Source organism: Acidocella aquatica, from assembly GCF_030160635.1.
Lineage (GTDB): Bacteria > Pseudomonadota > Alphaproteobacteria > Acetobacterales > Acetobacteraceae > Acidocella > Acidocella aquatica.
In genome coordinates, this window is the sequence record NZ_BSOS01000024.1 from 21,682 (window position 1) to 35,661 (window position 13,980).

The 13,980-nt window shown below is 67.0% G+C and carries 9 protein-coding genes and 1 other RNA gene; 7 read left to right on the top strand and 3 right to left on the bottom strand.

The annotated features are described in order from the left end of the window. The first annotated feature begins 52 nt into the window (after window positions 1-52). Both QQJ84_RS05665 and QQJ84_RS05670 read left to right on the top strand, forming a co-directional pair. Entirely contained in the window at window positions 53-1,375 is a 1,323-nt protein-coding gene (locus QQJ84_RS05665) for an aspartate aminotransferase family protein (RefSeq protein WP_284257141.1), read from the top strand. Window positions 1,376-1,389: 14 nt separating this feature from the next. Continuing rightward, window positions 1,390-2,823: an NAD-dependent succinate-semialdehyde dehydrogenase gene (locus QQJ84_RS05670; RefSeq protein ID WP_284257142.1), complete on the top strand. Its 1,434-nt coding sequence runs from the start codon at window positions 1,390-1,392 to the stop codon at window positions 2,821-2,823. A gap of 123 nt (window positions 2,824-2,946) precedes the next feature. Here QQJ84_RS05670 and QQJ84_RS05675 read toward each other — a convergent pair whose 3' ends face one another. Beyond that, window positions 2,947-3,273, bottom strand: a complete 327-nt coding sequence (locus QQJ84_RS05675) for an FYDLN acid domain-containing protein (protein WP_284257143.1) — start codon at window positions 3,271-3,273, stop codon at window positions 2,947-2,949. Between the two features lie 98 nt (window positions 3,274-3,371). On the opposite strand from QQJ84_RS05675, the gene aroA reads away from it, so the two are divergent. Next, window positions 3,372-4,706: a 3-phosphoshikimate 1-carboxyvinyltransferase gene (aroA, locus tag QQJ84_RS05680; protein ID WP_284257145.1), complete on the top strand. Its 1,335-nt coding sequence runs from the start codon at window positions 3,372-3,374 to the stop codon at window positions 4,704-4,706. Next, a complete protein-coding gene (locus QQJ84_RS05685; RefSeq protein ID WP_284257146.1) occupies window positions 4,703-5,323 on the top strand; it encodes a (d)CMP kinase in 621 nt (206 codons plus the stop codon). The genes aroA and QQJ84_RS05685 overlap by 4 nt, the downstream gene beginning before the upstream one ends. A gap of 133 nt (window positions 5,324-5,456) precedes the next feature. Here the strand turns inward: QQJ84_RS05685 and QQJ84_RS05690 are convergent, their stop codons facing one another. After that, the gene (locus tag QQJ84_RS05690; RefSeq protein ID WP_284257147.1) at window positions 5,457-8,228 is read right to left on the bottom strand and encodes an AsmA family protein; all 2,772 of its coding nucleotides are present in this window, start codon (window positions 8,226-8,228) and stop codon (window positions 5,457-5,459) included. After that, window positions 8,225-11,812 carry a hydantoinase B/oxoprolinase family protein gene (locus tag QQJ84_RS05695; protein ID WP_284257148.1) on the bottom strand — a complete coding sequence of 1,196 codons (3,588 nt, stop codon included), beginning with the start codon at window positions 11,810-11,812 and terminating at the stop codon, window positions 8,225-8,227. The genes QQJ84_RS05690 and QQJ84_RS05695 overlap by 4 nt, the downstream gene beginning before the upstream one ends. A gap of 81 nt (window positions 11,813-11,893) precedes the next feature. Between QQJ84_RS05695 and QQJ84_RS05700 the strand changes: the two genes are divergently transcribed. The 3 genes from QQJ84_RS05700 to rnpB all read left to right on the top strand — a co-directional run bounded on the left by QQJ84_RS05700 (window position 11,894) and on the right by rnpB (window position 13,760). Beyond that, on the top strand, window positions 11,894-12,667 hold the full coding sequence (locus QQJ84_RS05700; RefSeq protein WP_284257149.1) for a TerB family tellurite resistance protein: 774 nt from the start codon (window positions 11,894-11,896) through the stop codon (window positions 12,665-12,667). After that, entirely contained in the window at window positions 12,664-13,347 is a 684-nt protein-coding gene (locus tag QQJ84_RS05705) for an N-acetylmuramoyl-L-alanine amidase (protein ID WP_284257150.1), read from the top strand. Before QQJ84_RS05700 ends, QQJ84_RS05705 begins: the two co-directional genes overlap by 4 nt. Window positions 13,348-13,368: 21 nt before the next feature. Next, window positions 13,369-13,760, top strand: an RNA gene (gene rnpB / locus QQJ84_RS05710) — RNase P RNA component class A. Window positions 13,761-13,980: the final 220 nt, after the last annotated feature.

Consider the following 13,980-nt stretch of genomic DNA (forward strand, 5'->3'; position numbering starts at 1 on the left):
GGTATTGGGTGTTTAAAATAGTTAACTAGAGAAAACGCAGAGGAGCCGCACCATGCCAGACACCCACGCCCCAAGTAACGTCCCGCTTGTTCACCAATGGATGCCTTTCACCGCCAACCGGCAGTTTCTGGAGCAGCCCCGGCTGATCACGGGCGCTGAAGGTGTCTATTATTATAATACACGTGGTGACAAAATCTTTGACGGTTCATCCGGTCTTTACTGCATTCCGCTGGGCCACGGCCGCCGCGAAATCCGCGAAGCCGTCACCCAGCAGATGCAGGAGCTGGATTACGCCCCGCCGTTTCAATACGGCGTCCCGGCGGCCTTCCGTCTCGCCGCCGAGATGGCCGAAATGCTCCCCCCCGGCCTCAACCGCGTCATCTTCTCCGGCTCCGGTTCCGAATCAGTCGAAACCGCGCTGAAAATCGCCATCCAATATCACCGCGTCCGCGGCGAGGGGCAGCGCCAGCGCATCGTCGGCCGTGAGCGCGGCTACCATGGCGTCAACTTTGGCGGATGGTCCGTCGGCGGCATGGTCAACAACCGCAAGAGCTTCGGCCTCGGCCTGCCTGGCGCGCTGCACATGCGCCACACCAAAATCCCCGAAAACCAGTACGAGATGGGCGAGGGCACCCATGGCGCCAACCTCGCGGATGATCTGCAGCGTTTTGTTGATCTCCACGGCGCCGACACCATCGCCGCCTGCATCGTCGAGCCGATCGCCGGTTCCACCGGCATCCTGGTCCCGCCCAAGGGCTATCTGCAGCGCCTGCGCGACATTTGCACCAAGCACGGCATCCTGCTGATCTTCGATGAAGTCATCACCGGCTTCGGCCGCACCGGGCAGAATTTCGCGGCGCAGACCTTTGGCGTCACGCCCGATATCATGACCATGGCCAAGGCGCTCACCAACGGCTCCATCCCGATGGCGGCGACCGCGGTGCGCGAGGAGGTCCAGCAGACCATTCTCGATGCCGCGCCCGAGAACAACATCGAGTTCTACCATGGCTACACCTATTCCGGGCACCCCGTTGCCTGCGCGGCTGCCCTGGCGACGTTGAAAATCTTCCGCGAGGAAGACACCTTCGCCCGCGTGCGCAATCTCGCCCCAGCCTTCCTGGAGCAGATCGGCGCGTTCAAGGATCTGCCCTACGTCACCGACACGCGCGGCTACGGCCTGCTCAGCGCGGTGGAGCTGGAGCCAAAAGGCAAGCCCGGCGACCGGGGCTTCAACATTCTCTGCAAGGCGTTCGAGGCCGGTCTGGTGCTGCGCGCGGCGGGCGACACCATCGTCCTCGCCCCGCCATTTGCCGCCACGGCGGACGAGCTTTCGCAGATGATCGATATCATGCGAAAAGTCATCAAAGAGAGCTAGAGGAAGTATAGATAATGTATCAGGACGTTTTGCTGCATATCGCGGGCAAGTGGCGCGCGGCCCATGGTGGCCGCACGCTTGGTGTCGTCAACCCCGCGACGGAAGAGGTCATCGGCACGCTGGCCCATGCCGGCATTCCCGACCTTGACGAAGCACTGGAATCCGCCGCCGCCGGTTTTGCCGTGTGGCGGAAACTCTCGGCCTATGAGCGCAGCAAGATCATGCGCAAGGCGGCCGATCTGGTGCGTGAGCGCAGCGAGTCCATCGCCCGGCTCATGACCGCGGAGCAGGGCAAGCCCCTGGCCGAGGCGCGGATGGAAATTCTCGGCTCGGCGGATGTGATCGACTGGTTCGCCGAGGAAGGCCGGCGCGCCTATGGCCGCGTCATCCCGGCGCGCGCGGCGGGCATCTACCAGCTCTCGCTGCGTGAGCCTGTCGGCGTTGTCGCGGGGTTCACGCCGTGGAACTTCCCGATGAGCCAGGCCGTGCGCAAGGTCTCCGCCGCCCTGGCGGCAGGCTGCGCGTTCATCCTGAAAGGGCCGGAGGAAACTCCCGCGAGCTGCGCCGAACTGGTGCGCGCTTTTGTTGATGCCGGAACCCCCGCCGGCGTGGTCCAGCTTGTCTTCGGCGTCCCGGCGGAAATCTCCGAATATCTGATTCCCCACCCGGTGGTGAAGAAAATTTCCTTCACCGGCTCAACCGTCGTGGGCAAGCATCTGGCCGCCCTGGCCGGTGCGCACATGAAGCGCGCGACGATGGAGCTGGGCGGCCACGCCCCGGCGATTATTTTCAACGACGCTGATCTCGACGCGGCGGCCACCATTCTCGCCGCCAACAAGTTCCGCAACGCCGGGCAGGTTTGCGTGGCCCCCACGCGCTTCATCGTGCAGAACGAGGTCTACCAGCCGTTCCTGCAAAAATTCGTCGCCAAATGCGAGGCCATCAAACTCGGCAACGGCCTGGAGGATGGCACCACCATGGGCCCGCTCGCCAATGACCGCCGGGTCGCGGCGATGGAGTCGCTGCTCGCCGATGCCGTGGGCAAGGGTGCCAAAATCGCCACCGGCGGCAAGCGTTCAGGCAACAAGGGCTATTTCTTCGAGCCGACGGTGGTGACCGATATCCCCCTCGATGCCCGCGTGCTGCACGAGGAGCCATTCGGCCCGCTGGCGCTGTTCATGCCCTTCGGCAGTTTTGACGACGCGATCGCCGAAGCCAACCGTCTGCCCTACGGTCTCGCGGCCTACGCCTACACCCGCTCCGCCACCACGGCGGCGGGCCTCGGCGCTGGCATCGAGTCCGGCATGGTGGGCATCAACCACCACGGCCTGGCGCTGCCTGAAACGCCGTTCGGCGGCATGAAGGACAGCGGCTACGGCTCGGAAGGCGGCGCCGAAGGGCTGGAGCCTTATCTGGTGACGAAGTTTGTAACCCAGGCCAGCGTTTAACCCAGGCCCAGGCGGCGGCGCTTCCTGTGAGGCGCCCCGCCCCGGACCACGCCTGAAATAAAAAAACCTCCGGTCAGCGCGTTGGGCGCCAGCCGGAGGTTTTTTGTGGCCGCATAAACGAATTTAGCGTTCGGTGTCGTCTGATTCCGGCTGCACGTCGATATCGGCGTCGAGCACGTCGGCATCGTCGTCCAGATCGTCATCTTCCAGAATGTCCTCGTCGTCGCCGTCATCGACAACCTCGACATCCACATCATCCGGGTCGACCGCCGCCGGTTTGACGACTTTCTTCACTTCCTCGGGCATCGGCGCGGCGCGCTTGAGGCGCGGCTGCTCGGCCGGCTGCTCGGTCGCGCATTTCGGGCAGACCGCCGGCTCCTTGCCGAGATCGAAAAACCGAGCCCCGCACGACACGCAGGTATGTTTTGATCCTAGTTCCGGTTTCGCCATGCCCAACCTCTGCTCTGAACGCGATTTCAACAAGGGCGGCGCGATGCCATGCCCAGCCAGCTATGTCAAACGGCTTACCTTATGCTAAGCGGCGCGGCATGGAGACACAACCCGCACGGCCACTGGCCGCCCGCCGCCCATCAACGCCCCTCGCCGGGGAAATCGCCGTTCCCGGCGACAAATCGATCAGCCACCGGGCCTTGATGTTCGGCGCTCTGGCGGTTGGCCAGACGCGCATAACAGGCCTGCTGGAGGGCGAGGATGTGTTGCGCACCGCCGCCGCCATGCGCGCCCTGGGTGCCGAGATTACCCGCGATGGCGGCGACTGGCTGGTCTCGGGCCGGGGAATCGGCGGGCTGACGCCCCCCGAGGATGTTCTGGACATGGGCAATTCCGGCACCGCGGCGCGCCTGCTGGCGGGGATTCTAGCGACGCATGATTTTTCCTCCGTGATGACCGGCGATGCGAGCCTGCGCAAGCGGCCGATGGGGCGGGTGATCGAGCCGCTCAAGGCCTCTGGAGCGGTGTTCACGGCACGCGAGGGCAACCGGCTGCCCTTGACCATCCAGGGCGCGCGGGATGCCCTGCCGATCACCTACCGGCTGCCTGTGGCCTCGGCGCAGGTGAAGTCGGCGATTTTGCTGGCGGGGCTGAACGCGCGGGGCATCACCGAGGTGGAGGAGCCCGAGCCGACGCGTGACCATTCGGAGAACATGCTCACGCATTTCGGCGCGCAGGTGAAGGTGACGCAGGCGGGGCGGGGCAGGATGATCCGCCTGACCGGCCAGCCGGAGCTGCGCGCGGCCGATGTGGTGGTGCCGGGCGATCCGTCCTCGGCGGCGTTTCCGCTGGTGGCGGGGCTGCTGGTGGCGGGCTCGAAGCTGGTGATCAACGGCGTCGGGCTGAACCCGCTGCGCACCGGGCTGTTTGACACTTTGCGCGAGATGGGCGCGGAGCTGGAGATCCGTGATTTCCGGATTCAGGGCGGCGAGAATGTTGGCGATATTCATGTCGAGCATACCGCGCTGGTGGCGGTGGATGTCCCGGCCGGGCGGGCGCCGAGCATGATCGACGAATACCCGGTGCTGGCCGTGGCCTGCGCCTGCGCGCGCGGGGTGTCGCGGTTGCGGGGCCTCTCGGAGCTGCGGGTGAAGGAGAGCGACCGGCTGGCCGCCACGGCCGCCATGTTGCGCGCCGGGGGCGTGCGGGTCGAGATCGAGGGGGATGACCTGATCATCCATGGCAGCACGCAGCCCGCGGGCGGCGGGCTGGTGGAGACCCATATGGACCACCGGCTGGCGATGAGCGCGCTGGTGTTCGGCCAGGCCACCCGCGAGCCGATGCGCATTGACGATGCGAGCTTCATCGACACCTCGTTTCCGGGATTCGTGGCGCTGATGCGCCGGCTGGGCGCGGATATTTCGGTGCCATGATCATCGCCATCGACGGGCCGGCGGCGGCGGGCAAGGGCACGCTGGCGCGCCGGATCGCGGCGGCGCTCGGCTTGCCGTATCTCGATACCGGGATGCTCTACCGCGCGGTGGGGCGGCTGGTGCTGGAGGCGGGGGGCGACCCGGCCGATCCGGTGGCGGCAACGGCGGCGGCCAAGGCGCTGCGGGCGGCGGATTTCGCCAGGGGCGATCTGCGCGATGCGGCGGCCAGCAAGGCGGCAAGCCAGGTGGCGTCAATCCCCGAGGTGCGGGCGGCGCTGCTGGCGTTTCAGCGGCAGTTCGGCAATGAAAACGGCGCGGTGCTGGACGGGCGCGATATCGGGACGATTATTTTCCCCGAGGCGGATGTGAAATTATTCGTCACGGCGAGCCTGGAGGCGCGGGCGGGGCGGCGGCATGCCGAACTGTGCGCCAAGGGCGATGAGGTTTCGCTGGAGGCGGTGCGCGAGGATCTGGCGGCGCGCGACGAGGCGGATGCCAGGCGGGCGGCGGCGCCGCTGGTGGCCGCGGCGGATGCGATTTTGTTCGACACCACCGAGATGGATGCCGACGCGGCGTTTGCCCGCGCGCTGGCGTTGATAGAGGCGCGGGTGCAATAAGCAGCTGCTTCACATGGAGCTTTTGTGAAGATGTTTTTCTAGAGTACCCGTTGTGGTCAAGCGGCTTTAGCTTCCCACTTGCGCCCCAATTTGCGCGGGTGCGTGCCGGAAACACAACAAACGGCCGGCTGCGTTATTGCGGCGGCGCGGCTGGGGCTGGTTCTGGCGCCGGTGGTGCCCAGTCCAGCGCGGGTTTGAGGCGCGGGTATTGGTTGGGCTTTGCCCAGCTGCCGAGCAGCGCGGTGTTGAGGGTGAGCGGCGGGGTGACGCTGGGGAGCAGGGCAAGGCGCAGGGCGAGGCTGTGGTCAAAAATGTCGATGCTGCCGGTGGCGCTGGCGCTGCCTGAGGGGCCGGTGAGGCTGGCGCTGTTTAAAGTGCAGTTGCCGTGGCCGAATGTGCCCGAGAGAGCCAGGGTGGTGAAGCCGGTGTTGCCGCTGGCCAGTGCGGCGCGCAGGGCCTTGGCGCGGTCTGGCGCATGCAGGGCCTGGGCCAGCGCGGCGAGAGAGAAGCCTTGGAGCTGGCCGTTGCTGGCGTTGAGGCTGGCGGTGCCGCCGAGCGTCGCGGCCCAGGTTTTTGGCGCGTAGCCCGTGGCGGTGAGCGCGGCTGAAGCGTCAAAATTTCCGGAGAGTGTGTAGGGGAAGGCCAGCGGCAGGTTGAGCTGCGTGGGGTCGATATGGCTGGCGGTGAACTGGGCGGTGAGTGCCGGGGGCTGGTTGCCGGCGGCGGTGGCGGTGATGCTGCCCGCCAGCGTGCCGCCCGCGAGGCTGGCCTGGGGCAGGGCCAGGGTGAGGCGGCTGCCGGGGCTGAAGGTGAGGCTGGCGCTGGTGGCGCCGAGGATGGGGTTGCCGCCATAGAGGACGCGGCTGGCGGTGATGCCGATTTTGCCCTGCGCGGCGGCGAGAGCCTGCCATGGGAGTGTGTAGCCCGCCGGAATGGGCGGCAGGGCGAGGGTGCTGGAGTCAATCTGGCCGGAGATGATGCCCTTGTTGCTCACCAGCTGGCCGTTGGCGGTGAGGTCGCCGAGGGAGAGGACGAAATTTGGCAGGCCGAAGCTTGTTGGAGAGGCGATGAAATTGGCGCGTAGCGAGATGGACCCGGCGCCAGGATAGGCGAGGCCCTGCGAGAGGCCAAAAATATTCAGCGCGGCGATGGCGCTGGGGTGTTGCAGCGAAATGGCGCCGGTGGCGCTTGGCTGCGTCAGGTTGATGACCGGGGTGGCGGTGAGCGTGAAGGGACCCAGCACGGCGAGCGCGCTGGCGGCCAGGGCGCTGGCGGGGCCGCGGGCGGCCAGGGTGAGGCTGAGGCGGGGTTGCACCAAAGCGGCGGGCAGGTGCGGCCAGGATGCCGGCAGCAGCGCGGCCAGCGGCGCCGCCGAGGGCAGCGAGAGGAAGCCGCGCGCGGCGGTGACATTGCTCTGGGCGTCGAGCGTGACGCTGCCGGCGGCGAGGCCGCCCAGCACATTGGCGGAGATGCGGCGGATGTTGAGCTGGTTGTTCAGCGCGCCGTCAAGCAGCAGATGCGTGAGCGGAACCGGGCCGAGGCTGGCGCGCGCGGCGGTGATCTGGCCGTCGGCGGTGAAATTGCCGGGGCGCTGGCCAAGCCAGGAGAGCAGGGGGGTGAGGTCCAGACGGTCAAAACTGAGGGCGCCGGTGGCGTGGTGGCCGGTGATGATGAGGCCGCCGGTAAGGTGGCTGGGGCCGAGGCTGCCGGTGAGGTTGGCGAGCGTGAGCTGGCTGATGGTGCCGGAGAGGTTGGTGGAGAGCTGCGCCGAGGTCCAGGCGGGGGGCGGGGTGAGGCCGTAGGCGGTGAGCAGGCCCGGGAGGTCGGGGCTGTTGAGGCTGGCCTGGCCAGTGAGCGCGCCCGCGGCGGAGATTTTCAGGCTGGTGGCGAGTGTGGTGGTGCCGGGCAGGGTGGCCTGCAGGGATTGTATGTTCAGGCCGCCGGCTGACAGGTTGAGGCTGGTGGTGAGCGCGGGAAGACTCTGGCCGTTGTAGGTGAGGTTGCTGGCGGTGAGATCGAGCGCGATGGGCAGGCTCGGCCAGCCGGGCAGCAGGGCGCGCAGCGGCGTGAGGTCGAGGTTCTGGGCGTCCAGCGTGGCGGTGAGGGCGGGCTGCGAGAAATCGAGCGTGGCGCTGCCGGTGACGCTGGCCTTGGCGATGGTGAGGTGCAGCGCGCCGGCGGTGGCTGTGCTGCCCGCGATGGTGAGGCTGGCGCTGCCGGAGGTGTTGGGGGCCGCGAGGCTGAGCTGGCCGGTCAAGGCGCTGTCGCCGCCGAGGCTGCCGGAGAAGTTGAGGGCGAGGGGGCCGCTGTTGGCGGTGAGCGAAAGCGGCGCGGCGCCGGTGAGGGCGGTGGCGCCCAGGGCGGCCGTGAGGCTGAGATTGTTGCCTTGCAGATTGCCGGTGCCCGAGATGGTGACGGCGCCGTTCGCGCCGGTGAAGAGATCGGCGTCAACATTGGCGAATTGCGCGCCGCCGAGGCTGATGTTGCCGTGGTGGATCTGCGCGTGCAGGGCGGCGAGCCAGCCGGGCGGGGCGATGGATTTCGGGCCGCCGGGCAAGGGCCAGGGGAAGGCGATCGTGGGGCTCTCCAGGGTGAGGGTCTGCGCGCTGAGCTGGCCGTGCAGCAGGGCGGGCAGGGAGATGTCCAGCGTGAGGGCCTTGGCGGTGATGACCTCGTTGTCTGGCCCGGTGATGGTGATCTGTTGGGCGTTGAGCTCGGGCGCTGGCAGCAGGCTGAGGGTGAGCTTGCCCGTGATGTGGACATCCCGCCCGGTGAGGCTGGAGGCCAGTTGCTCAATGCGGGCGCGGTGCGCGCTGGAGGCGACGAAACCGGGCAGCGCCAGCACGGCGGCGGCGGCGGCGGCGATGAGGCCAAGCGGGATGAGCCAGAGGCGGTTTTTGTTCACGGGAGGTTATAGCCGCCGCCGCCGGGGGTTTTGATGACGAAGGCGTCACCCGCGCCAAGCTGGGCCTGGGCGCAGCCGGGCAGGTGTTCCAGGGTGCCATCGGCGCGTTCAATATATTGTTCACCGCGCGCGCCCGCGCCGCCGCCGTGCAGGCCAAAGGGGGCGATGGTGCGCCGGGAGGCGAGGATGGTGGCGGTCATGGGTTCCAGGAAGCGGATTTTGCGCACGCAGCCATCGCCGCCCGCATGGGTGCCGGGGCCGCCGGAGCCCTGGCGGATGGAAAACTCTTCGACTCGGACAGGATAGCGCAGCTCCAGGATTTCGGGGTCAGTGATGCGGGTGTTGGTCATATGCGTATGGACGGCAGAGGTGCCATGAAATGTGGGCCCGGCGCCAGAGCCGCCGCAGATTGTTTCATAATACTGGAGTTTGGCGTCGCCGAACAGGAAGTTGTTCATGGTGCCCTGGGCGCTGGCGCAGGCGTCCATCGCGCCGAGCAGGGCGCTGGCGAGGGCCTGGGAGACCTCGGTGTTGCCGGCCACCACGGCGTGGCCGGGCGGGGGGGAGAGGAAGGTGTTTTCGGGGATGATGATGGTAAGCGGCTTGAGGCAGCCTTCGTTGAGGGGGATGCCGGCGCCGGTGAGGCAGCGGAAGGCATAGAGCACGCAGGCGGTGGTGATGGCGGGCGGGGCGTTGAAATTGCCGTGATCGGCCGGGCCGGTGCCGGTGAAATCAATGGTGGCGCTGGAGGTTGCGCGCGCGATGGTGATTTTGACCCGCAGCGGGGCGCCGCTGTCCATCGTGTAGGTGAAATCAGCGTCGCGGAGTTTGGCGATGACCTGGCGGATGGCCGCTTCGGCGTTGTTCATGACATGGCGCATATAGGCATCCACCACCTCCCAGCCGTAGCGGGCGATGACGGCCGCGAGGGCGCTGGCGGCGGTGGCGTTGGCGGCGATCTGGGCTTTGATGTCGGCGATGTTCTGGTCCGGGTTGCGGGCGGGGTAGCGCGCGGCGGCGAGCAGGGCGCGGAATTCGGCCTCATGAAACTGCCCGCCAGAGAGGAGGAGAAAATTATCGATGACGGCGCCTTCTTCCTCCAGCGTGTGCGAAAAGGGAGGTGTGGAGCCGGGGGTGAGGCCGCCGATGTCGGCATGGTGGCCGCGGCAGGCGGTGAAGAAGCGGATTTTTGTTCCCGCGTCGTCGAAGACCGGGGTGATTAAGGTGATATCGGGCAGGTGCGTGCCGCCGGCGTAGGGATTGTTCAGTGCCACGCAATCGCCGGGGCGCAAGGTGGGGCCGCGGCGCGCAATAACGTGGCGGACGGAAGCGCCCATGGCGCCGAGGTGGACGGGAACGTGGGGAGCATTGGCCACAAGCCCGCCGGATGAATCAAATATGGCGCAGGAGAAATCCAGCCGCTCCTTGATGTTCACGCTCTGCGCGGTGTTGCGCAGCACGGTGCCCGCCTGTTCGGCGATGGCCATGAAGAGGTTGTTGAAGAGTTCGAGCAGGACGGGGTCTGGCCGGGAGGGGTCGGCGATGAGGGTGGCCGCGCGCGGGGTGGTGCGGCGCAGGATGCAGTGGTTTTGCGCGGTGATGGTGGCGCTCCAGCCGGGTTCGATGACGGTGGTGGCGTTTTGCTCGCGCAATATGGCGGGGCCGGTGATGATGCTCTCAGCGCCCAGGGATGCGCGATCATACACCGGGGCGGCGCGCGGGCTGCCGCCGGTGAATATGGCGGCGGCCTCCAGCGGGGCAGGCAAGGGGGCCGGGGGGATTTCCGGCTCCTCGATGCGCTCGCCGGGGGCCTTGGCTTCAACCACCACGGTTTCGGCGATGAGGGGTTTCTCCGGGGTGGTGAAACCAAAGAGGCGCTGATGGGCGGCGGCGAACTGTCCGGCCATTTGCGCGTGGGTGGTGAGCGCGATGGGCAGGGCCGTGTCGGTGCCCGCGTAGCGCAGCAGGATGGTGGTGGTTGTGGTGGTTTGCGCGCCGGGGTTTTGGGCGCGCAGGGCGGCGGTGGCGCTGGCGGCCAGGGTGGCGGCGGTGGCGGCGAGGGCGGAAATGGTTTCCGGCGTGAACGGGAGTTCGACGGCCTGGTCGCGCAGCAGAGAAAAATCGGCGAGGCCGATGCCGTAGGCGGAGAGGACGCCGGCCAGGGGGTGGATGAAGATGGTGTCCATGCCAAGCTCGTCAGCCACCAGGCAGGCATGCTGGCCGCCCGCGCCGCCGAAGCTGGCGAGGGTGAAGTCAGCCGGGTTGATGCCGCGCTGCACGGTGATCTGGCGGATGGCGTGGGCCATGTTGGCGACGGCGATGCGGATGAAGCCTTCGGCGAGGATTTCTGGGGTCGTGGGGTTGCCTGTGGCGGCGGAAACTTTTTCCGCCAGGGCGGTGAATTTTGCGCGCACGATGGCGGCGTCAAGTGGTTGATCGCCGTTGGGGCCGAAGATGGCGGGGAAATGGTGGGGAAGGATTTTGCCGAGCAGGATGTTCGCGTCGGTGATGGTGAGCGGGCCGCCCTTGCGGTAGGCGGCGGGGCCGGGGTTGGCGCCGGCACTCTGCGGCCCGGCTTGCAGGCGCGCACCGTCGAAGCTGAGGATGGAGCCGCCGCCGGCGGCTACGGTGTTGATGGCGAGCATGGGGGCGCGCAGGCGCACGCCGGCGATCTCGGTCTCGAAGGCGTGGGCGAAGCCGTTGTCATAGAGGGCGGCGTCGGTGCTGGTGCCGCCCATGTCAAACCCGATGACGCGGTGGAACCCGGCCAGGGCGGCGGTGCGCGCCGCGCCGGTGATGCCGCCCGCGGGGCCGGAGAGGATCGCATCCTTGCCGGAAAAATTTTCCGCGCTGGCGAGGCCGCCGTGTGATTGCATGAAATAGAGGGGCGCATGGTTTAAGCCATGGGAAACCTGGGCGACGTAGTGTTTGAGAATGGGCGAGAGATAGGCGTCGGCCATGGTGGTGTCGCCGCGCGGGACGAGGCGGAGCAAGGGGCTGGCGATATGCGAGAGGGAGATGTTGGTGAAACCGGCCTGGGCTGCCAGTTCGCCGAGGCGGGCCTCGTGCGCGGGGTATTTCCAGGCGTGGATGAGGGCGATGGCGGCGGAGTTGATACCCTGGGCGCGGGCGGCGCGCAGGGTTTGCAGGGCGTCGGCCTCATCAAGCGGTTCGATGATGGTGCCGTGCGCGCCGGTGCGCGCGGAGACCTCGGCAACCATTGTGTAGAGCATGCCCGGGCGTTGTATCGCGAGGTCGAACAGGCGGGGGCGGGCCTGGTTGCCGATGCGCAGCAGATCGGCGAAGCCGCGGTTGACCAGTAGCAATGTGGGCGCGCCCTTGCGTTCCAGCAGCGCGTTGGTGGCGACGGTGGTGCCCATTTTAACCTGGGTGATGGCGCCCGGCGGGATTGGCGCGCCAGGGGGCAGGCCGAGGCAGGCGGCGATGCCGGCCAGGGCGGCGTCCTGGTAGTGTCCAGGGTTTTCGGAGAGGAGTTTTTTAGTGGTGATCTGGCCGGAGGGGGCGCGCGCCACAATATCGGTGAAGGTGCCGCCGCGATCGACCCAGAAATGCCAGCCTGTCATGCTTCCCGCCGTGAGAGATGGGGTGGTTGATGTATGATTGTTGGGTTGGGTTCAAGGGTGCGGGTATGGTAGGTGGGGTGTATGGCGTTTTGGGGTAAGATTATCGGGGGTATGGCGGGCTTCGCCATGGGCGGGCCGGTGGGCGCGCTGTTTGGCGCGGCGATGGGCCATGCCGCCGATGAGGGGAATTTGAACGGATTCAGCTTCGCGGGGCGGCCGTTGCCCTTTGAGAGCGCGCGGGCGGCTGCCATGCTGGGGCGGCGCGACCAGATTTTTGCCGTCGGCGTCACCGTGTTGGCGGCGAAGCTGGCGAAATGCGACGGCCCGGTGGGGCGGGTGGAGATCGATGCGTTCCGGCGCAGCTTTGCCATCCCGGAGGGCAGCGTCGCCGAGGTGGGGCGGTTGTTTGATAATGCGCGCGAGTCGGCCGCCGGGTTTGAGACCTATGCGGTGCAGCTCGGGCAGGCGTTCTCTGACAACCGGGGGATTTTGGAGCAGGTGCTGGCCGGGTTGTATCAGATCGCGCGGGCGGATGGGCCGGTGAACGGGGCGGAGGCGGAGTTTCTCTCCCGCGTGGCGTATGGTTTCGGGCTGGATATGGATGCGGCGCAGCGTGCCGCGCGCGGCGGCGCGATGGCCCCGCCGCCGGCCGAGGATTCCTATGCCGTGCTGGGGTTGAAGCCGCAGGCCACGAAAGAGGAGATACGCGCGCGGTGGAAGAATTTGATGCGCGAGAACCATCCGGACACGCTGGCGGCCAAGGGTGTGCCCGCCGATATGGTGAAGAAAGCCTCCGACCGGGTGGCGCGGATCAACGCGGCCTACGATACCATCAAGCGCGAGCGGAAGATTTGATTCCAGCGTCTTTGATTCCGGCACCTTCGCCAAATTTTGACGAGCGGCCGGGCGGGGTTGCGTTTCTGGTGTTGCATTACACCGGGATGCAGACCGCCGAGGCGGCGATTGCGCGGTTGCGCGACCCGGTGGCCAAGGTTTCGGCGCATTATGTGGTGGATGAGGATGGGGCGGTTTATGCCCTGGTGGCCGAGGAGAAGCGCGCCTGGCATGCGGGGGTGAGTTTTTGGCGCGGGGTGAGTATGCTCAACGATGCCTCGATTGGTATCGAGATCGTCAATCCGGGGCATGCGTTTGGCTATGTTGCCTTCCCCGCGCGGCAGATGGCGGCGGTGACGGCGCTGTGCCTGGAGGTGCTGGGCCGCTGGCCCGCGATTGTGGCGCGCAATGTGGTGGGACATTCCGACATTGCGCCTGACCGCAAATGGGACCCTGGCGAATTGTTTGACTGGCGCGGGCTGGCGGCGGCGGGGGTTGGGCTGTGGAGCGATGGGTTCGCGCCGCCGGGGGATTTGCTCGATGATCTGGCGGCGATCGGCTATGATACGCGCTTTGCCGCGCGCGATGTGATCATCGCGTTTCAGCGGCATTTTTTGCCGGAGCATTTAAGTGGCGAGGCGGATATGATGACCGCGGCGCGCGCGGCGGCGGTGCGGGCGCTGATTGACGCGCCGGCGTGAAAAGGTGCTATGAGCGCACATCCAGACGGTTGGACGGCCGCTGGCGGGGAAACTCGCTGGAGGAAAGTCCGGGCTCCACGGAAATACGGTGCCGGCTAACAGCCGGCGGGGGCGACCCCAGGGACAGTGCCACAGAAAACAAACCGCCGCGGCTTGTCCGGGGTAAGGGTGAAACGGTGCGGTAAGAGCGCACCGCCTCGCTGGTGACAGAGAGGGCAGGGTAAACCCCACCGGGAGCAAGACCGAATAGGGGCGGCCGGCGTTGTGCCCGCAAGGCATGAACGCGGGGGTGTTTTCGACCCGCCGCCCGGGTTGGTCGCGTTGAGGCGGGCTGTAAGGTCCGTCCCAGAGGAATGGCCGTCCAGCATCGTTAAAGATGTGGACAGAACCCGGCTTACAGACCGTCTGGATATGGCTCTCGCGGGTTCTCCGCCAGGGCGGGCGCCGCGCCGGATATGGAACAAATCAGAAACATTGGCTTTGAAACTTTAAAGGCGCGAAGGGGGTGAATCGGGTTGAATCGAGGCCGTATCGGCTTGATTGTCTTTGACGTGGGGGTGTTGAACATGGTAGTGGGGGGAAATCCCATGTGATCCCATGCGGGATATATGAAGGCCCAACGAGAACCCCCCC

What these genes read in the sequence shown, in the direction of transcription:
- QQJ84_RS05685 (WP_284257146.1), top strand. Translation starts at nt 4,703, where the DNA reads ATGATCATCGCCATCGACGGGCCGGCGGCGGCGGGCAAGGGCACGCTG.
- QQJ84_RS05700 (WP_284257149.1), top strand. Translation starts at nt 11,894, where the DNA reads ATGGCGTTTTGGGGTAAGATTATCGGGGGTATGGCGGGCTTCGCCATG.
- QQJ84_RS05695 (WP_284257148.1), bottom strand. Translation starts at nt 11,812, where the DNA reads ATGACAGGCTGGCATTTCTGGGTCGATCGCGGCGGCACCTTCACCGAT.
- QQJ84_RS05665 (WP_284257141.1), top strand. Translation starts at nt 53, where the DNA reads ATGCCAGACACCCACGCCCCAAGTAACGTCCCGCTTGTTCACCAATGG.
- QQJ84_RS05670 (WP_284257142.1), top strand. Translation starts at nt 1,390, where the DNA reads ATGTATCAGGACGTTTTGCTGCATATCGCGGGCAAGTGGCGCGCGGCC.
- aroA (WP_284257145.1), top strand. Translation starts at nt 3,372, where the DNA reads ATGGAGACACAACCCGCACGGCCACTGGCCGCCCGCCGCCCATCAACG.
- QQJ84_RS05675 (WP_284257143.1), bottom strand. Translation starts at nt 3,273, where the DNA reads ATGGCGAAACCGGAACTAGGATCAAAACATACCTGCGTGTCGTGCGGG.